Origin of the sequence: Variovorax flavidus, assembly GCF_030317145.1 — a bacterium.
In the GTDB taxonomy this organism is placed as follows: domain Bacteria; phylum Pseudomonadota; class Gammaproteobacteria; order Burkholderiales; family Burkholderiaceae_C; genus Variovorax; species Variovorax flavidus.
In genome coordinates, this window is the sequence record NZ_JASZYE010000001.1 from 403,982 (window position 1) to 422,848 (window position 18,867).

Sequence of the window (18,867 nt, forward strand, 5' to 3'; positions counted from 1 at the left end):
TGTTGTAGGTTGAAGGGATTGTGTCAAAGCTGACTGAGGCCTTCATCTGAATTCCGTACACTTCGCGCCTATTTGCCAGTCGGGAGCCCCGCTCATGAAATTTCGCTTTCCCATCGTCATCATCGACGAGGACTTTCGTTCCGAGAACACGTCGGGGCTCGGTATCCGCGCGCTCGCGCAGGCTTTCGAGAGTGAGGGCTTCGAAGTGCTGGGCGTCACGAGCTACGGCGATCTGAGCCAGTTCGCGCAGCAGCAGAGCCGTGCCAGCGCCTTCATCCTGTCGATCGACGACGAGGAGTTCTCCGTCGGCCCCGACCTCGATCCGGCCGTGCTGAGCCTGCGCAACTTCATCGGCGAAGTGCGTCGCAAGAACGCCGACGTGCCGATCTACATCTACGGCGAAACCAAGACCTCCCGCCACATCCCGAACGACATCCTGCGCGAGCTGCACGGCTTCATCCACATGTTCGAGGACACGCCGGAGTTCGTGGCGCGCCACATCATCCGCGAGGCCAAGAGCTACCTCGAAGGCGTGCAGCCGCCGTTCTTCAAGGCGCTGATCGACTACGCGGAAGACGGTTCGTACTCATGGCATTGCCCCGGCCACTCGGGCGGGGTCGCCTTCCTGAAGAGTCCGGTCGGCCAGATGTTCCACCAGTTCTTCGGTGAGAACATGCTGCGCGCCGACGTGTGCAATGCGGTCGAGGAACTGGGCCAGCTGCTGGACCACACCGGCCCGGTCGCCGCAAGCGAGCGCAACGCGGCGCGCATCTTCAATGCCGACCATTGCTTCTTCGTCACCAACGGCACCAGCACCAGCAACAAGATGGTGTGGCACCACACCGTAGCGCCGGACGACGTGGTGGTGGTCGACCGCAACTGCCACAAGTCGATCCTGCACGCGATCATCATGACGGGCGCGATCCCGGTGTTCATGAAGCCGACGCGCAATCATTTCGGCATCATCGGCCCGATCCCGAAGAGCGAATTCGAGCCGGCGGCCATCAAGGCCAAGATCGCGGCCAATCCGCTGCTCTCGCATGTGGATGCGAACAAGGTCAAGCCGCGCGTGATGACGCTCACGCAGTCGACCTACGACGGTGTGATCTACAACACCGAGACGATCAAGAACATGCTCGACGGCTACGTCGACACCCTGCACTTCGACGAGGCATGGTTGCCGCACGCGGCCTTCCACCCGTTCTACGGCGCCTACCACGCGATGGGCAAGCGTCGCGTGCGTCCGACGGAATCGCTCGTGTTCGCCACGCAGTCGACCCACAAGCTGCTCGCCGGCATCAGCCAGGCGAGCCACGTGCTGGTGCAGGACTCGCAGAACCGGGCACTGGACCGCGACCTGTTCAACGAGGCCTACCTGATGCACTCGTCGACGAGCCCGCAGTACGCAATCATCGCGAGCTGCGACGTCGCGGCCGCGATGATGGAGCCACCGGGCGGCACTGCGCTGGTGGAGGAAAGCATCCTTGAAGCACTCGACTTCCGCCGCGCGATGCGCAAGGTCGAGGCCGAGTTCGGCAAGGAAGAATGGTGGTTCAAGGTCTGGGGCCCCGAGAAGCTGGTCGACGAGGGCATCGGCCGCGCGGACGACTGGATCATCAAGGGCGAATCGCGCACGGCGAAGTGGCACGGCTTCGGCAAGCTGGCTGACGGCTTCAACATGCTCGACCCGATCAAGTCGACCATCGTCACGCCGGGCCTGGACCTGAACGGCAAGTTCGCCAAGACCGGCATCCCCGCCAGTATCGTCACGAAGTTCCTGGCCGAGCATGGCGTGATCGTCGAGAAGACGGGGCTCTACAGCTTCTTCATCATGTTCACGATCGGCATCACGAAGGGCCGCTGGAACACGCTGTTGACGGCGTTGCAGCAGTTCAAGGACGACTACGCGCGCAACCAGCCGATGTGGCGGATCATGCCGGAGTTCTGCCAGGCGCATCCCAAGTACGAGCGGCTCGGACTGCGTGACCTGTGTCACCACATCCACGAACTGTACGCGCGCTTCGACGTCGCGCGGCTGACCACGGAGATGTACCTGAGCGACCTCACGCCGGCGATGAAGCCGAGCGATGCCTTTGCGCATATCGCGCACCGCAAGACGGAGCGCGTCGAGATCGATCACCTCGAAGGTCGCATCACGACCAGTCTCATCACGCCGTACCCGCCCGGCATTCCGCTGCTGATTCCAGGCGAGGTCTTCAACAAGAAGATCGTCGACTACCTGAAGTTCGCGCGCGAGTTCAACACCGAGTGCCCGGGATTCGAGACCGACATCCACGGCCTCGTGGGACGTATCGACGAGACGGGACGCAAGCGCTACTACGCTGATTGCGTGCGCGCGGCCTGATCAGGCCAGGCGCAAGGTCATCACGCCGGCCACGATGATCACCGTGCCTGCGGCGCGCTGCCAGCCAAAGGCCTCGCGCAGGAAGAGTGTGCCGATCAGCGCGGCGAATAGCACCGATGTTTCGCGCAGCGCCGCGACGACGGCCACCGGCGCATGCGTCATCGCCCACAACGCGATGCCGTAGCTGCCCAGCGAGGCGAGGGTGCCGATCGAGGCGATCTTCCACCGGCCGGCCATGTACGTGAAAGCGGCGCGGCGCTGGCCCGGTCGCCGCCACAGCACCAGCAGCAGGTAGGGAATCCCGTCGAAGAGGAACAGCGCCGCCACGTAGGCAAACGCATCGCCCGACGCGCGGACGCCGAGGCCGTCGATCACGGTGTAGAGCGCAATGATGGCAGCATTGACCAGTGCGAAGCCAAGCGCCTTGCGTCGCTGTGCTTCATCTCCGCTTCGCAATGCCGACCGGGAGAGGCCCAGCGTGACCACGCCCACGCAAATGATCGCGACACCGGCCCAGGCGGCCGCCGAGATGCCTTCGCCGATGAATGCCAGGCTGCCCATGGCCACCAGCAGCGGGGCGCAGCCCCGCATGACCGGGTAGGTGAGTCCGAGGTCGCCATGCTTGTAGGCGCCGGCCAGGGCGATGTAGTAGCCGAGATGGATCACCATCGAGGCGATCATGTAGGGCCACGCGACAGGCGCCGGCAGCCCGGTGACGAAAATCAGGGGCACGGCCACGAAGATGCCCATGCTGTGAATCAACGCGGTGTCGAGCGCCTTGTCGCGCCCGGACTTGATCAAGGCGTTCCAGCCTGCATGCAGGAATGCGCCGCACAGCACGGCGAAAACGATCGGCCCGGTCAGTGCCACGGGGCGGGCCGCTCAGGACGCGAGCGCAGCGTTGTCGGCTGGCTTGGCGGTCTTCGGGGTTCCGGGCGCAGGCTGCCGCTTCTCGTAGTTGCGCTGTGTCCGCTCGCGGCTATTCATCACATGCTGGAACATGGCCTGGCCGGCCGCGTCGGCATCGCGCGCCGCAATGGCCTTGACGATCTGGCGGTGTTCACGGGCGAAGACGGTCATTGATTCGGTCGTGAGGTTCTGGCGCCGGAACAGGGACAGTTCATTGATCAGCTTGCGGTAGGTCGCGGTGAGCTTGGCATTGCCCGCGAGTTCGAGCAGGCGGTCGTGGAACAGCAGGTTGAAGCGATGGAAATCGGCGGCGTCGCCGGATTTGGCGGCCTGGTCCATCGCGTCGGCAAGCTGACGCAACTCTCGAATCTGCGCGGTGCCGAGAGTTTCCGCGAGCTTGCGGCCTACATAGAGGTCCATGACTGCACGGACTTCGAAGATCTCCAGTGCTTCCTCGATCGGTACGTCGCGCACGAAAACGCCGCGGTTCTTCTCGGTCCTCACGAGACCGGCTTCCTCGAGCATGCGGAAAGCTTCGCGCACTGGACCGCGGGAGACGCCGAGCTGGTCGGCCAATGCGGCCTCGGTGAGCTTGGCGCCCGAGGCGAGTTCGCCGTCGAGGATCATGCGCTCGATCTCGGCCTGCACCAGGCTGGCGAGCGAGTTGCCCTGAAGTTGTGCAATGCCTGGGTGGGGGGATATCGGCTTGGGCATGCGGCGATGGTAAGGGCTGGGCTTGTAGATTGTCTACAACTTACAAAATGCGCTCATGTCACCGGGGACTGGCGACCTCGCCGCATTGAATCCAAATCGCTCGCGGCTCCGTATAGGTTGCAGCCGTCGCGCGTTTTGCGGCGGTTCCAACCACAGGAGCCTTTCATGAAGAGCAGCACCCATCGCATCGCATCCGTCACGCTCGCCATCGTCATGGCAGCCGGCGCGGCCTCGGCCATGGCGCAAGTCACGGTCGGTGGCGCACCGATGTTTCCGACCAAGGACATCATCGACAACGCAGTCAATTCGAAGGACCACACGACGCTGGTTGCGGCAGTGAAAGCCGCCGGGCTGGTCGAGACCCTCAAGGGTCCGGGCCCGTTCACCGTGTTCGCTCCGACGAACGACGCCTTTGCGGCGCTGCCCGACGGCACGGTCGACATGCTGCTCAAGCCGGAGAACAAGGCGAAGCTGACGAGCGTCCTGACCTATCACGTGGTACCGGGCAAGCTCGACGCAGCCACGCTGACGAAGGAGATCATGGCCGGAAAGGGCATGGCCTCGTTGAAGACTGTGTCCGGCGGCACGCTCACGGCCAAGGCCAGCGGTGGCAAGGTGATGGTCACGGATGAGCACGGCAACACCGCGAACGTGACGACCGCGGACGTGATCCAGTCGAACGGCGTGATTCACGTGGTCGACAAGGTGCTGCTGCCGAAGTAAGGCAGCCTTCGATGTTCCTCAGGGCGCGATGGCGTCGCGCACCCGCAGGAAGCGGGCGAACCTTGGCAAGCCCGACGGGTTCGTTCCGTTGTACCGGTAGCTGACCCAGGTGCCGATCGCGGGCGGATTTTCGCGCTCGGCGTCGCTGAAGCCGGTACCGAGCTTGAAGCGCTTGCCGTCGGGCATCTCGACCATCAGCGCGCCCAGGCGGCCGGCGTGCTTGCCGCGGCCGCCGACGTGCGCGACCACGCGGGCATCGGCATCCTCGAAGGGCTTGACCTTGAGCAGGGCGGCACTGCGGTCGGGCTGATAGGCCGAGGCGCCGCGATGGAGCATCAGGCCTTCGCCGCCCATGCGGACCGTCTTGTCGAGCAGGGCCTGCAGCGCCTCGTGCGTGGTGGCGCGTTCCTGCGGCACGGCGAAGAGCCATGTTGCATCAGGGATGGGCAGCAACTTGCGCAGCGTGGAGAGGCGCGCCGTGAAGTCGCCGCGGGCTGCGGGCAGGTCGAAGACCATGAAGCGGATCTCGCGCCAGGCCGCGTCGACCGGTGTCTGGCTGCGCACGGTCGATACCGTGTGCGCGAAGCGCCCGCGACCCGCCCACAATTCCCCGTCCATCGGGATCGGGGGGAGCGGGGCCGTGAACCAGGCGGGCGCCGCGACGGGCTCGCCGCCGCGCGTCCAGAGCTTCTTGCCATCCCAGTAGCCCCGAACGCCGTCATATTTCTCGCTGACCCAGTAGTCATCCAGTGGCATGCCACGGCGATAGACCTCCGCCAGCATGAGTGGTGGCGCCTTTGCACCGCCCCGTGCCGCCGCATCGACGGGACGTGACAAGGCGAACGCAGCGCCGAATGCGGCCAGCACGAGCGCGCGGCGAGACAGGACAACGGGCGCGGCGCGGCGCGCGCGAATAGAAAAACTCACGATCAACTCCCCGGCATTTGTAGGTATGCCGGAATTATGGAGTTCCGAAGTGCTACGGGCCTTCTCAGGCGGCAGGCTCCGCGATGCCGCCGACGACGTGGCTGAAGCCGCCGTCGACATAGGTGATCTCGGCGGTCACGCCGCTGGCGAGGTCGCTCAGGAGGAAAGCGGCCACATTGCCGACTTCCTCGATCGTGATGTTGCGGCGGATCGGCGCGACCTCGGCAACGGCGGACAGGATTTTGCCGAAGCCCTTGATGCCGCTGGCCGCCAGCGTCTTGATCGGGCCGGCGCTGATGCCGTTGACGCGCATGCCCTTCGGCCCGAGCGATTCTGCGAGATAGCGCACCGAGGCTTCGAGCGAAGCCTTGGCAAGGCCCATCGTGTTGTAGTTGGGCAGGGCCCGCATGGCGCCGAGGTAGGTCAGCGTCAGCAGCGCCGACTTGTCGTTGAGGTAGGGCAGGGCGGCCTTGGCCATCGCGGGGAAGCTGTAGGCGCTGATGTCGTGCGCCACCTTGAACGCGTCGCGCGACAGGCCGTCGAGGAAGTCGCCGGCGATCGCTTCGCGCGGGGCGAAGCCGATGCTGTGGACGAATCCGTCGAACTTGGGCCAGGTCTGCGACAGGTCGGCGAAGAGCTTGTCGATCTGCGCATCGTCGCCCACGTCGCAATCGAAGACCAGCTTCGAACCGAAGTCGGCCGCGAATTCGGTGATGCGGTCCTTGAAGCGCTCGCCCACGTAGCTGAACGCCAGCTCGGCGCCCTGTTCATGGCACGCCTTGGCGATGCCGTAGGCGATGGAGCGGTTGCTCAGCACGCCGGTGATCAGAAGTTTTTTGCCGGAAAGAAAGCCCATGGGTCGACCTCGTGAAAATCTTGGGCAGAATTCTCGCATGCGGGTTCTCTCGTTCTGCTGGCTGATGGTGTGCGCGGTTCCCGCTTGGGCGGCGCATGGCTATGCCATGTGGGATGACCTCAAGTACCCGCCCGACTTCAAGGCCTTCGCCTACGTGAACGTCGATGCGCCCAGGGGCGGGGAGCTTCGGCTGGTCAGCAACCAGCGTTACTCCACCTTCGACAAGTACAACCCCTTCACCATCAAGGGCGCCCCGCCGGCCTACTTGGGCAGCCTGATGTTCGATTCGCTGCTGGCCGGGTCCATGGACGAAACGGCGTCCGGCTACGGTCTTCTGGCCGAAGACGTGGTTGTGTCGCCCGATCGGCTCAGCGCAACCTTCAGGCTTCGGCCGGAAGCGCGCTTCCACGACGGCAGCCAGGTCGAGGCGGCCGACGTCAAGCACAGCTACGACACGCTGATCGGTCCCTATGTGTCCCCGGCGTACAAGACGATGCTCGAAGACGTCGAAAGCGCCGAAGTGGTCGACGCGCGCACCATTCGCTACAAGTTCAGGAAGCCGAACCGCGAATTGCCGCTGGTCGTCGGCGGGCTGCCGGTCTTCAGCCGCCGATGGGGCATGGAGAATGGCAAGGCCAAGCCCTTCGACCAGGTCATCATGGACATCCCGATCGGCAGCGGGCCGTACAAGATCGGCCCCGTGCGCTTCGGCAAGGACATCACCTACGTGCGCGATCCCGGCTACTGGGCGCGTGATCTGCCGGTGCGGCGAGGCACGAACAACTTCGACCGCATCACCATCAAGATCTACAAGGACAACACGGCGCGGCTCGAGGCCTTCAAGGCGGGCGAGTTCGACATGATGAGCTTCTATTCGGCCGGCGACTGGGCGCGCCGCGTGACGGGCAAGCGCTTCGACTCCGGCGAACTGGTCAAGCGCGAATTTGCGCACCGGCTGCCTTCGGGGTTCCAGAGCTACGTGCTCAACAGCCGGCGCCCGTTGCTGCAGGACAGAAGGGTCCGGGAGGCCCTGGGCCTGGCATTCGACTACGACTGGATGAGTCGCCAGATGTTCTACGGTGGCTATCCCCGCGTGAGGGATCTGTTCGGCAACACCGATTGCGCGGCCGAAGGCAAGCCTTCCCCGGAAGAACTCAAGCTGCTCGAGCCTTGGCGCGGAAAGGTCCCCGACGAGGTGTTCGGGCCGATGTACGAGCCGCCCACCACGGAGGGGGCGGGGCATTCCCTGCGCAACAACCTGCGCCGGGCGCAGGAATTGCTCAAGCAAGCCGGTTGGGAATACCGGGAAGGCGCGCTGCGCAACGCGCAAGGCCGTCCGATGGAGCTTGAATACCTGGACAGCAAGGAAGGCGGTGTGCGGACCGTGTCGCCCTGGATGCGCAATCTCGAAAAGCTCGGCATCGGGCTGAAGTTCGCCTCGGTCGATTTCGCGCTGTACCAGCAGCGTCTGGACAAGTTCGAGTTCGACATCACGACCATCAACTTCCCGGGCACGCACAATCCCGGCCAGCAACTGGCCGACATCTTCGGCAGCAAGGCGGCGGCGACGGAGAGTTCCGGCAACTACATGGGCGTGAGCAGCCCGGCGATCGATGCGCTGGTCGTGGACATCGTGCGCGCGGACACCAAGGCCGAGCTTCTGCCGGCCTGCCGGGCGCTCGACCGCGTGATCATGCACAGCCACTACCTGATTCCGCAATGGACCTTGATGGTGCATCGCATCGCCTACAACGCCTGGCGGCTGGCCTACAAGGCGCCGATGCCGCCCTATGCGTCCGGTGAAGACTGGGTCATGACCACTTGGTGGGCGCGGTAGCCGACAAGAAACATCGCCATGCTGTCCTACGTCCTCAAGCGCTTGCTGCTCTTCATCCCGACCCTGATCGGCGTGCTGCTCGTGACGTTCCTGGTGATCCAGTTCGTGCCCGGCGGACCGGTGGAGCAGTACCTGGCCGAGGCGAAGGCGGGCGTGCGTGGTGGGGTCGAGTCGGGTGGCTCCAACTACCGCGGCGATCAGGGGGTCGACCCCAAGCGGCTCGCGGAAATCAAGGCTCTCTATGGCTTCGACAAGCCGGCGCACGAGCGGCTGTTTCAGATGCTGGGCCAGTTCGCCCGCTTCGACCTGGGCCGCAGCTTCTTCCAGAACAAGGACGTATGGACGCTCATTCTCGAGAAGCTGCCCGTGTCGATCAGCCTCGGGCTCTGGACTTTCTTCATCAGCTATGGCGTCGCGGTGCCCCTGGGCGTCGCGAAGGCCGTGCGGGCGGGCACGCGCTTCGACCTCGTCACCACCTTGCTGATCCTCGTGGGCTACGCGATTCCGGGGTTCGTGCTTGGCGTGGCCCTGCTGGTGGTCTTCGGTGGTCAACTGCAGTGGTTTCCGTTGCGCGGCCTCACTTCGGCCAACTGGGAAGACCTGAGCTGGGGTGCCCGGATCGTCGACTATCTGTGGCACATCACGCTGCCGGTGACGGCCATGGTGCTGGGCAGCTTCGCAGTCACTTCGATGCTGACCAAGAACGCCTTCCTGGAGGAGATCCGCAAGCAATACGTCCTGACAGCGCGCGCCAAGGGGCTGGGCGAGCGTCAGGTACTGTGGAAGCACGTGTTCCGCAATGCGCTGATTCCGATCGTCACCGGTCTCCCGGCGGCTTTCATCGGCGCCTTCTTCACCGGGTCGCTGCTCATCGAGACGCTGTTCTCGCTGGACGGACTCGGCTTGCTGGGCTACGAGAGCGTGATCCGTCGCGACTACCCGGTGGTGCTCGGCACGCTGTACCTCTTCACGCTGATCGGCTTGCTGACCAAGCTCATCTCCGATCTCTGCTACGTATGGGTCGATCCGAGGGTGAAGTTTGACTAGCGCGCCGACCGCCCGACCCGCGTCGGTCAGCCCTGGGCGCCGTGCCTGGCTGCGCTTCAAGCGCAACCGCCTGGGCTTCTGGAGCCTGGTGCTGTTCGTCGCGATGGTCGTCCTGAGTCTCTTCGCAGAAGTGATCTCGACCGATCGACCGCTCGTGATGCGCTACGAAGGCAGGATCTATTTCCCGGTTCTTCGTGACTATTCGGAGAAGACCTTCGGTGGCGATTTCGAGACGCCGACCGACTACCTCGACCCCTTCATCCGCGAGCGCATCACGCAAGGCGACAACTGGGCGATCTACGCCATCAACCCGTACGGCCCGAAGACGCTCAACTATTTCGCCAAGTCGCCAAGTCCGGCGGCGCCGACCCGCGACAACTGGCTCGGCACCGACGATCGCGGCCGTGACCTTCTGGCGCAGTTGATCTATGGCTTCCGGGTGAGCGTGTTGTTCGGCCTCGCGCTCACGGCCATCGGCACCGTGCTCGGGGTGGCGGCGGGCGCCGTGCAGGGCTATTTCGCGGGGAAAGTCGATCTCGCGTTCCAGCGCTTCATCGAGATCTGGGGTTCGATGCCCGAGCTCTACCTGCTCATCATCTTCAGCGCCGTCTTCGCGCCCAGTGTCGCGTTGCTGCTGATACTGCTGAGCCTGTTCGGCTGGATGGGCCTCTCCGACTACGTGCGCGCCGAGTTCCTTCGCAACCGCCAGATGGACTACGTGCGTGCCGCACGGGCGCTCGGCGTGGGCAACCTGCAGATCATGTGGAAGCACATCCTGCCCAACAGCATGACGCCGGTGGTGACCTTTCTTCCGTTTCGCATGAGTGCGTCGATCCTCGCGCTGACGTCGCTCGACTTCCTGGGCCTCGGGGTGCCGCCCGGAACGCCGTCGCTCGGCGAACTGCTGAGCCAGGGCAAGGCCAACATCGATGCCTGGTGGATCTCCCTGTCCACCTTCGGCGTCCTGGTCTTGACGCTGATGCTGCTGACCTTCATGGGTGATGCCCTGCGCGACGCGCTCGATCCGCGAAAGGCCGACCGATGACGCACCGGAGGCTGCCATGAGCGCGCCCTTGCTGAAGGTCGAAGGCCTGCGCGTCGCTTTTGGCGACAAGGAGGTGGTGCACGACATCGACTTCCAGATCGCGCAGGGCGAAAAGCTGGCGCTGGTCGGCGAATCGGGTTCGGGCAAGACCGTCACGGCGCTGAGCCTGCTGCGCCTCGTGCAGAACGCGGAAATCTCGGGCGTCGCGAACTTTGTCGACGGGGAGGGCGGCGGCGTGCGCGACCTGCTGTCTCTGTCAGAGGTCCGGCTGCGTGGCATCCGCGGCAAGGAGATCGCGATGATCTTCCAGGAGCCGATGACGGCGCTCAATGCGCTCTACCCCGTGGGCGACCAGATCGCCGAAGTGCTCGAACTGCACCAGGCACTGTCGGCGCGCGCCGCGCACGAAGCTGCGGTGCAACTGCTGGCGGACACGGGTATTCCGGAGCCCGCTCGCAGGGCGCGGGCGTTTCCGCACCAGTTGTCCGGCGGCCAGCGGCAGCGCGCCATGATCGCGATGGCACTGGCCTGCAAGCCGCGCCTTCTGCTGGCCGACGAGCCAACCACCGCACTCGATGTCACCGTGCGAGCGCAGATCCTGGAGCTGTTGGCCGACCTGCAACGCAAGTACGGCATGGCGGTGCTGCTCATCACGCATGACCTGAACCTCGTGCGCCGCTTCGCGGATCGGGTGGCGGTGATGGAGAACGGCTACATCGTGGAGCACGGCGCCGTGTCGACCGTGTTCGACGCGCCGCGACACCCCTACACGCGCAAGTTGATCGACAGCCGTCCGACGCGAGACGTGGCACCCGTCGCGGTCGATGCCGACGCACCGCCGGTTCTCGCAGCCACGGCGCTGCGGGTGATCTATCCGGTGTCGCGCCCGGGCATTGGAGGATGGTTTCGCAAGGGCGAGTTCGTGGCGGTGCAGGGCGCCGATTTCAGCATCGCGCCGGGCGAGACGCTCGGCGTGGTGGGCGAGTCCGGTTCGGGCAAGTCCACGCTGGCCCTCGCGGCGCTGGGCCTGCTGAAACACGAGGGCGATCTGGCCGTCGGCGGCCGAAAGTGGGCTGCGGGCGGTGCCAGCGACCGGGCGTTGCGGCGGGTGATGCAGGTGGTCTTTCAGGACCCGTTCTCGTCGCTCTCGCCGCGCATGACGGTCGAGCAGATCGTCGGCGAAGGCCTGACGGTGCATGCGCCCGAACTCGATCCTTCTGCCCGCCGCACGCGAGCGCTCCAAGCCTTGGCCGATGTCGGCTTGACGGAGGCGCAGTTCCCTTCGTTGCTCGACCGCTACCCGCACGAGTTTTCAGGCGGGCAGCGGCAGCGTCTGGCGATTGCCCGTGCGCTCATCGTCGACCCCGGTCTCCTGGTGCTCGACGAGCCGACCAGTGCGCTCGATGTGACAATCCAGAAGCAGGTGCTCGGCTTGCTGCAGCGCCTTCAGCGCGAACGTGGTCTGAGCTACCTGCTGATCACGCACGACGTCGAGGTCATCCGCGCGATGGCGCACAAGGTCATCGTCATGAAAGACGGCGCGATCCTCGAATCGGGCCCCGTCGACCGGGTGCTCGACGCGCCTGAACACCCCTACACGCAGAAACTGGTAGCCGCAGCGCTGGCAGATTAGAAGAATTCGGAGAGAGCGGAATGTCGCTGATCGGTTACGACAGGCGCGGTGCCTGGCGCGCGGCGCTGGCCTGCATGGCAGCGCTGGCGGTGGCGATGGGTCTCGGGCGCTTCGCCTTCACGCCGATGCTTCCCATCATGCTGCACGAGGGCAAGCTCGACCTGCAGGCGGGTGGCGTCCTGGCTTCGCTCAACTACCTCGGTTACTTTCTAGGTGCGCTGAGCTGCGCGTCGATCCGGGTGAAGGCGGCTGCCATGGTGCGCGGCGGGTTGATTGCCACCGCGGCGCTGCTGCTGGGAATGGGGCTGTTGCACGGCTTCACCGTCTGGGGCGTACTTCGTACGGCGGCGGGCGTCATGAGCGCCTGGACTTTCGTGTTCGCGTCCGGGTGGGGCCTGCGTCGACTGGCCGAGACCGGGGCGCCGGCCCTGGCGGGCGTGATCTACACGGGGCCAGGCATCGGCATTGCGGCCACCGGGCTTCTGGGCGGCGCGGTCGGCCGGTGGGGGTCGAATGCGGGATGGATCGGATTCGGGCTGCTGTCGCTGGTTCTGATCGCGCTGGTCTGGCGCATCTTTAATGACGGGGAAGCGGCCCACGCGGCACCCCAGGCCGGGCCTGCAGCCGCGCCGACTGCGGCCGAATCCGCCGCTGCGCGCAGTGACGCGCGTTGGCTGGTGGCCCTCTATGGTCTGGCCGGCTTCGGCTACATCATCACGGCGACCTTTCTTCCCGTGATCGCACGCCAGGCGCTGCCGGGCTCGCCCTGGCCGGATTTTTTCTGGCCCTTGTTCGGCCTGGCGATCGTTCCGGGCGCCTTGATCGGTGCCCGGGCACCCATCCATTGGGACAATCGGCTGTTACTGGGCCTGGCCTACGCCTTGCAGGCGCTGGGCGTCGTGCTGTCGGTGGCATGGCCGACGATCACCGGGTTTGCGCTGGGCAGCCTGCTGTTGGGAATGCCCTTTACGGCGATCACACTTTTTGCCATGCGGGATGCGCGGCGGCTCCGGGGCAATGCCGCCGCAGGCCTGATCGGCTACGCGACGGCTTCCTATGGCGTCGGCCAGATCCTCGGGCCGCTATTTGCCGCGCCGTTGGCCCAGCGGACAGGGTCCTTCGCGGTTCCCCTGCTGGTGGCCGCCGGCGCGCTCGGAATAGGGGCGGTGCTTTTTATCGGGGTCTGGCACCGTTCACGCGTCACCAAAGGTATCCGAAGCACGTAGAAACCCCACTTTCGTAACGCAATTGGCATATAATTCAAGGCTCACGACCAAACGGGCGGGTACCAACCGCCCGTTTTTTATTGGTCGAAGCATTCTTGATGTCGCAGGCGGGCGGCGGCATCGGGCACACCAAGGGCATAAACATACACGTGGCATTGCAGCAGACAGTGGAACAAACCGTGGCCGGGCTCGGCTACGACCTGGTCGAGATCGAACGCTCGGCCGGGGGATTGCTGCGCGTCACGATTGATTTGCCCTGGAAAGGCCCCAATTCAGAAGTTGCGCCGGGCACGCCGGAGCCGTTCATCACTGTCGAGGATTGCGAGAAGGTGACCCGCCAGTTGCAATTCGCGCTGGAAGTGGACGGCGCCGACTACAAGCGGCTCGAAGTGTCGTCGCCGGGTATTGACCGGCCGCTGCGCAATGAGCAGGATTTCGAACGTTTTGCCGGCGAGGTGATCGACATCACGCTCAAGGCCCCGATGGGTGCGGCGGCTGGCGGCCAGGTGGCGGCCAATCGCAAGAAATTTCGCGGCACGCTGGAGCGTGTTGCAGCGGCCGACGGCTCGCATGGCTGGCAGATCGTCTGGAGCGACGAGCCGGCGCCGAAGCCCGGTCAGAAGATCAGCAAGAAGCGCGCGCCTGCACCCCTGCAGGCGCTGGGTTTTGCTTTGGACGAGCTCCGCGAAGCGCGGCTCGCCCCGATAGTGGATTTCAAGGGGCGCAGGCCCAAACCTGGCACGGTGGTGTCGGACTGAACGAGGAGAGTGGTGGCATGAATCGCGAAATGTTGATGTTGGTGGATGCGATCTCGCGCGAGAAGAACGTCGAACGTGACGTCGTCTTCGGCGCAGTCGAGTCTGCCCTGGCGCAAGCCACCAAGAAGCTCTATCAGGGCGACGTGGACATTCGCGTCGCCGTCGACCGCGACAGCGGCGATTACGAGACTTTCCGCCGCTGGCACGTGGTGCCCGATGAGGCTGGCCTGCAACTGCCCGACCAGGAAATCCTCCTGTTCGAAGCCAAGGAAGAAATGCCCGACATCGAGGTCGACGAGTACATCGAGGAATCGGTGGATTCGGTGCCGATCGGCCGCATCGGCGCGATGGCGGCCAAGCAGGTCATCCTTCAGAAGATCCGCGACGCGGAGCGCGAGATGCTGCTCAACGACTTCATGTCGCGCGGCGAGAAGATCTTCACCGGCACGGTCAAGCGCCTGGACAAGGGCGACATCATCGTCGAGGCCGGCCGTGTCGAAGGACGCCTGCGCCGCAGCGAGATGATCGCCAAGGAAAACCTGCGCAACGGCGACCGCGTGCGGGCCATGATCATGGAGGTCGACCTGACGCTGCGCGGCGCGCCGATCATCCTGTCGCGCGCGGCGCCGGAGTTCATGATCGAGCTGTTCCGCCAGGAAGTGCCCGAGATCGAGCAAGGCCTGCTCGAGATCAAGAGCTGCGCCCGCGACCCCGGCTCGCGCGCCAAGATTGCCGTGCTCTCGCACGACAAGCGCGTCGACCCCATCGGCACCTGTGTCGGCGTGCGCGGTACGCGCGTCAATGCCGTCACCAACGAACTCGCCGGCGAGCGCGTGGATATCGTGCTGTGGAGCGAAGACCCGGCACAGTTCGTGATCGGTGCGCTGGCACCGGCCAATGTCTCGTCGATCGTGGTCGATGAGGAAAAGCACGCCATGGACGTGGTGGTCGACGAGGAAAACCTCGCGATCGCGATCGGTCGCGGCGGCCAGAACGTGAGGCTCGCCTCCGATCTGACCGGCTGGAAGATCAACATCATGGACGCCAACGAATCGGCCCAGAAGCAGGCGACCGAAACGGACGCCAGCCGCAAGCTCTTCATGGAAAAGCTCGATGTCGACGAGGAAATCGCCGACATCCTGATTTCCGAGGGCTTCACGAGCCTGGAAGAAGTGGCCTATGTGCCGATTTCCGAATTGCTCGAGATCGAGAGCTTCGACGAAGACACGATCAACGAGCTGCGCTCGCGCGCCAAGGATGCGCTGCTGACCATGGAAATCGCCCGTGAAGAAAACGTCGAGAGCGTCTCGCAGGATCTGCGCGACCTCGGCGGGCTCGACCCGGCCCTCATCCCCAAATTGGCCGAGGCGGGTGTCCACACCCGTGACGACCTGGCCGACCTTGCGGTCGATGAACTCACCGAGATCACCGGCCAGAGCGCCGATGACGCCAAGAACCTCATCTTGAAAGCCCGCGAACATTGGTTCGCCGGCCAAGAGTGATGGTCATGGAGGCACGAAACCAATATGTCCAGTACCACTGTCGCCGAGTTCGCGAACGAGCTCAAGAAGACTCCCGAAATCCTGCTTGACCAGCTCAAGAGCGCCGGGGTGCCCAAGCAGGCACCGACCGACGCGCTCACGGAGGCCGACAAGCAGCGCTTGCTCGGCTTCCTGAAGGCCAGCCATGGCACGGTCGAGCCCGAGCGCAAGAAGATCACGCTGACGAAGAAGTCGACGAGCGAGATCAAGCAGGCCGATGCCACCGGCCGTGCGCGCACGATCCAGGTCGAGGTGCGCAAGAAGCGCACCTTCATCCAGCGTGATGAAGGCCACCCGGCCGCTGCCGAACCGGCTCCGCAGGAAGCACCTGTCGCAGCTGCTCCGGCCGCACCGCAAATCGACGAAGCCGAACTCACCCGCCGCGAGGAAGAAGCGCGCCGTCAGGCCGAGCTGATCCGTCGCCAGGAAGAAGAGCTGGCCGAAAAGCGCCGCATGCGCGAAGAAGCCGAGGCGCGTGAGCGCGAGAAGGCCGAGCGCGCCGAACAGGCCGAGCAAGAAGCCAAGGCTGCCAAGAAGAAGGCTGCCGAAGCCGCCGCTGCCGCGACTGTGACGGAAGGCGCGCCTGAACCCGTCGAGGAAGCCCCCGCCGTGACCGACCGCAAGGCCGCCGCGGAAGCCGCTGCCGTGCAGGCCAAGGACGACGCCAAGGCCAAGGCCGCCGCCGAATCGAAGGCTCGCGCCGACGAGGAAGCCGCTCGCGCCAAGGACCTGGACGAACGCCGCCGCAAGGCACTGGCCGAGGCCGAAGCCATCCGCGCCATGATGAATGCGCCGGCTCGCGTGCTGGTGCCGCACAAGGCGCCCGAGAAGCCCGCGCCGGAAGCCAAGGCCGGGGTCAAGGGCACGCTGCACAAGCCGACGGCTCCGGCCGCCCGACCGGGTGCGCCCGCCGCCCCTGGCGCGGCTGCTGCGCCTGGCGCAGGCAAGGAAGTCAAGTCCGCGAAGCTCTCGTCGAGCTGGGCGGGCGACACGGCCAAGAAGAAGGAAATCAAGACCCGCGGCGATGCCAGCGGCGGCGTCGGTCGGGGCAATTGGCGCGGAGGCCCTCGCGGGCGTCGCGGCAACGATCGCAACGGCCAGGAAGAACGCGTGCAGGCCGCACCGGTGGAGGCGCGCGTGCTCGAAGTGCACGTGCCTGAAACCATCACGGTGTCGGAACTTGCGCACAAGATGGCCGTCAAGGCGTCGGAAGTCATCAAGCAACTGATGAAGCTCGGCCAGATGGCGACCATCAACCAGTCGCTGGACCAGGACACCGCGATGATCATCGTGGAAGAAATGGGCCACAACGCTGTGGTTGCCGCGCTGGACGATCCGGAAGCGTTCACCGACGAGGACGTGTCGGCGCAACAGGCCGAAGCCCTGCCGCGCGCTCCGGTCGTGACCGTCATGGGTCACGTCGACCACGGCAAGACCTCGCTGCTGGACTACATCCGTCGCGCCAAGGTTGCGGCGGGCGAAGCCGGCGGCATCACGCAGCACATCGGGGCGTACCACGTCCAGACCGAACGCGGCATGGTGTCCTTCCTCGACACCCCGGGTCACGAGGCGTTCACCGCCATGCGTGCCCGCGGTGCGCAGGCCACCGACATCGTGATCCTGGTGGTTGCGGCCGACGACGGCGTCATGCCGCAGACCAAGGAAGCCATCAAGCACGCGAAGGCTGCGGGTGTGCCGATCGTGGTCGCGATCAACAAGGTCGACAAGCCGGATGCCAACCTCGATCGCGTCAAGCAGGAGCTGGTCGCCGAGGAAGTCGTGCCCGAAGAGTACGGCGGCGATGTGCCGTTCGTGCCGGTCTCGGCCAAGACGGGCCAGGGCGTCGACGATCTGCTCGAGCAGGTGCTGCTGCAGGCCGAAGTGCTCGAGCTCAAGGCGCCGGTGGATGCCGCTGCCAAGGGTCTGGTCATCGAAGCCCAGCTCGACAAGGGCCGTGGTCCGGTCGCGACCGTGCTGGTCCAGTCCGGCACGCTCAAGACGGGCGACGTGGTGCTGGCAGGCTCGACCTATGGCCGCGTGCGCGCCATGATCGACGAGGACGGCAAGACCATCAAGTCCGCGGGTCCGTCGATTCCGGTCGAGATCCAGGGCCTGACCGAGGTGCCGCAGGCCGGCGACGAATTCATGGTGATGAGCGACGAGCGCCGTGCGCGCGAGATTGCCACCTACCGCGCCGGCAAGTTCCGCAACACCAAGCTGGCGAAGGCCCAGGCCGCGAACCTGCAGAACATGTTCACCGACCTGTCGGCAGGCGAAGTGCAGACGCTGCGGATCATCATCAAGGCCGACGTCCAGGGCTCGCAAGAGGCGCTGGCTCAGTCCCTGCTCAAGCTGGCGACTGACGAGGTCAAGGTGCAGATGGTGTACGCCGGCGTCGGCGGCATCAGCGAGAGCGACATCAACCTCGCGATCGCATCGAAGGCCATCGTGATCGGCTTCAATGTGCGTGCCGATGCCGGTGCGCGCAAACTGGCCGAGAGCAACGGTGTGCAACTGCACTACTACAGCATCATCTACGACGCGGTGGACGACATCAAGGTCGCCATGTCCGGCATGCTGGCTCCCGAGCGGCGCGAAGAGATCATCGGCTCGGCCGAGATCCGCACCGTGTTCGTGGCCTCCAAGATCGGTACGGTCGCGGGTTGTATGGTCACCTCCGGTTCGGTCAACCGCAGCGCGCATTTCCGCCTGCTGCGCGACAACGTGGTGATCTACACGGGCGAAATCGACTCGGTCAAGCGCATGAAGGACGATGTCCGCGAAGTGCGCGAAGGCTTCGAGTGCGGTATCAAGCTCAAGAACTACAACGACATCAAGGAAGGTGATCAGCTGGAGTTCTTCGAGATCAAGGAGATCGCCCGGACGCTGTAAGCGTACCGAGCGACCCTGGCCATGCCCAAGAGAAAAGCCGCTACCCCCAACCGCGCCTTCAAGGTGGCCGATCAGATCCAGCGCGATCTGACGGAGTTGATCGCGCGCGAGTTGAAGGACCCGCGGGTGGGCATGGTCACGATCCAGGCGGTCGAGGTCACGCCCGACTACGCGCATGCGAAGGTCTTCTTCAGCCTGCTCGTGGGCGATCCGGTCGAGACCACCGAAGCGCTGAACCAGGCCGCGGGCTTCCTGCGCAACGGCCTGTTCAAGCGCCTGCACATCCACACGGTTCCGACGCTGCATTTCCAGTTCGATCGCACGACCGAGCGTGCCGCCGACATGAATGCGCTGATCGCGCAGGCCGTCGCTTCCCGTTCCAAAGACGACTGAA

The 18,867-nt window shown here is 65.0% G+C and carries 15 protein-coding genes; 11 read left to right on the forward strand and 4 right to left on the reverse strand.

Features of this window, described 5'->3' with window-relative positions; translation table 11 throughout:
• The first annotated feature begins 94 nt into the window (after positions 1–94).
• Positions 95–2,365, forward strand: a complete 2,271-nt coding sequence (locus tag QTH90_RS01955) for an arginine/lysine/ornithine decarboxylase (RefSeq protein ID WP_286662850.1) — start codon at positions 95–97, stop codon at positions 2,363–2,365.
• Here QTH90_RS01955 and QTH90_RS01960 read toward each other — a convergent pair whose 3' ends face one another.
• Together QTH90_RS01960 and QTH90_RS01965 are read right to left on the reverse strand one after the other, a co-directional pair.
• A complete protein-coding gene (locus QTH90_RS01960; protein WP_286662851.1) occupies positions 2,366–3,235 on the reverse strand; it encodes an EamA family transporter in 870 nt (289 codons plus the stop codon).
• Between the two features lie 12 nt (positions 3,236–3,247).
• Complete coding sequence (locus QTH90_RS01965; protein ID WP_286662852.1) at positions 3,248–3,988, reverse strand: phosphonate utilization associated transcriptional regulator; 741 nt, start codon at positions 3,986–3,988, stop codon at positions 3,248–3,250.
• A 165-nt stretch (positions 3,989–4,153) separates the two neighbouring features.
• Between QTH90_RS01965 and QTH90_RS01970 the strand changes: the two genes are divergently transcribed.
• A complete protein-coding gene (locus QTH90_RS01970; protein WP_286662853.1) occupies positions 4,154–4,711 on the forward strand; it encodes a fasciclin domain-containing protein in 558 nt (185 codons plus the stop codon).
• 18 nt (positions 4,712–4,729) lie between these two features.
• Here the strand turns inward: QTH90_RS01970 and QTH90_RS01975 are convergent, their stop codons facing one another.
• Positions 4,730–5,638 (reverse strand): DNA ligase, encoded by a 909-nt coding sequence (locus QTH90_RS01975; protein WP_444814666.1) that lies wholly within the window; start codon positions 5,636–5,638, stop codon positions 4,730–4,732.
• 64 nt (positions 5,639–5,702) lie between these two features.
• On the reverse strand, positions 5,703–6,494 hold the full coding sequence (gene fabI / locus QTH90_RS01980; protein ID WP_286662854.1) for an enoyl-ACP reductase FabI: 792 nt from the start codon (positions 6,492–6,494) through the stop codon (positions 5,703–5,705).
• A 37-nt stretch (positions 6,495–6,531) separates the two neighbouring features.
• Between fabI and QTH90_RS01985 the strand changes: the two genes are divergently transcribed.
• From QTH90_RS01985 to rbfA, 9 genes are all read left to right on the forward strand, one after another.
• Positions 6,532–8,331 (forward strand): extracellular solute-binding protein, encoded by a 1,800-nt coding sequence (locus QTH90_RS01985; protein WP_286662855.1) that lies wholly within the window; start codon positions 6,532–6,534, stop codon positions 8,329–8,331.
• 18 nt (positions 8,332–8,349) lie between these two features.
• The gene (locus tag QTH90_RS01990) at positions 8,350–9,378 is read left to right on the forward strand and encodes a microcin C ABC transporter permease YejB (RefSeq protein WP_286662856.1); all 1,029 of its coding nucleotides are present in this window, start codon (positions 8,350–8,352) and stop codon (positions 9,376–9,378) included.
• Positions 9,371–10,423: an ABC transporter permease gene (locus QTH90_RS01995; RefSeq protein WP_286662857.1), complete on the forward strand. Its 1,053-nt coding sequence runs from the start codon at positions 9,371–9,373 to the stop codon at positions 10,421–10,423. Before QTH90_RS01990 ends, QTH90_RS01995 begins: the two co-directional genes overlap by 8 nt.
• Positions 10,424–10,439: 16 nt before the next feature.
• Positions 10,440–12,056 carry an ABC transporter ATP-binding protein gene (locus QTH90_RS02000; RefSeq protein WP_286662858.1) on the forward strand — a complete coding sequence of 539 codons (1,617 nt, stop codon included), beginning with the start codon at positions 10,440–10,442 and terminating at the stop codon, positions 12,054–12,056.
• A 20-nt stretch (positions 12,057–12,076) separates the two neighbouring features.
• On the forward strand, positions 12,077–13,282 hold the full coding sequence (locus QTH90_RS02005; RefSeq protein WP_286662859.1) for a YbfB/YjiJ family MFS transporter: 1,206 nt from the start codon (positions 12,077–12,079) through the stop codon (positions 13,280–13,282).
• 149 nt (positions 13,283–13,431) lie between these two features.
• A complete protein-coding gene (rimP, locus tag QTH90_RS02010) occupies positions 13,432–14,040 on the forward strand; it encodes a ribosome maturation factor RimP (RefSeq protein ID WP_286664445.1) in 609 nt (202 codons plus the stop codon).
• 17 nt (positions 14,041–14,057) lie between these two features.
• Entirely contained in the window at positions 14,058–15,542 is a 1,485-nt protein-coding gene (nusA, locus tag QTH90_RS02015; RefSeq protein WP_286598805.1) for a transcription termination factor NusA, read from the forward strand.
• 24 nt (positions 15,543–15,566) lie between these two features.
• Positions 15,567–18,473, forward strand: coding sequence for a translation initiation factor IF-2 (infB, locus tag QTH90_RS02020; RefSeq protein WP_286662860.1), 2,907 nt, complete (start codon positions 15,567–15,569; stop codon positions 18,471–18,473).
• 21 nt (positions 18,474–18,494) lie between these two features.
• On the forward strand, positions 18,495–18,866 hold the full coding sequence (rbfA, locus tag QTH90_RS02025; protein ID WP_068685509.1) for a 30S ribosome-binding factor RbfA: 372 nt from the start codon (positions 18,495–18,497) through the stop codon (positions 18,864–18,866).
• Position 18,867 lies beyond the last annotated feature (1 nt).

What these genes read in the sequence shown, in the direction of transcription:
- QTH90_RS01970 (WP_286662853.1), top strand. Translation starts at nt 4,154, where the DNA reads ATGAAGAGCAGCACCCATCGCATCGCATCCGTCACGCTCGCCATCGTC.
- fabI (WP_286662854.1), bottom strand. Translation starts at nt 6,494, where the DNA reads ATGGGCTTTCTTTCCGGCAAAAAACTTCTGATCACCGGCGTGCTGAGC.
- QTH90_RS02005 (WP_286662859.1), top strand. Translation starts at nt 12,077, where the DNA reads ATGTCGCTGATCGGTTACGACAGGCGCGGTGCCTGGCGCGCGGCGCTG.
- QTH90_RS01985 (WP_286662855.1), top strand. Translation starts at nt 6,532, where the DNA reads ATGCGGGTTCTCTCGTTCTGCTGGCTGATGGTGTGCGCGGTTCCCGCT.
- nusA (WP_286598805.1), top strand. Translation starts at nt 14,058, where the DNA reads ATGAATCGCGAAATGTTGATGTTGGTGGATGCGATCTCGCGCGAGAAG.
- rbfA (WP_068685509.1), top strand. Translation starts at nt 18,495, where the DNA reads ATGCCCAAGAGAAAAGCCGCTACCCCCAACCGCGCCTTCAAGGTGGCC.
- infB (WP_286662860.1), top strand. Translation starts at nt 15,567, where the DNA reads ATGTCCAGTACCACTGTCGCCGAGTTCGCGAACGAGCTCAAGAAGACT.
- QTH90_RS01965 (WP_286662852.1), bottom strand. Translation starts at nt 3,988, where the DNA reads ATGCCCAAGCCGATATCCCCCCACCCAGGCATTGCACAACTTCAGGGC.
- QTH90_RS01990 (WP_286662856.1), top strand. Translation starts at nt 8,350, where the DNA reads ATGCTGTCCTACGTCCTCAAGCGCTTGCTGCTCTTCATCCCGACCCTG.
- QTH90_RS01955 (WP_286662850.1), top strand. Translation starts at nt 95, where the DNA reads ATGAAATTTCGCTTTCCCATCGTCATCATCGACGAGGACTTTCGTTCC.
- QTH90_RS02000 (WP_286662858.1), top strand. Translation starts at nt 10,440, where the DNA reads ATGAGCGCGCCCTTGCTGAAGGTCGAAGGCCTGCGCGTCGCTTTTGGC.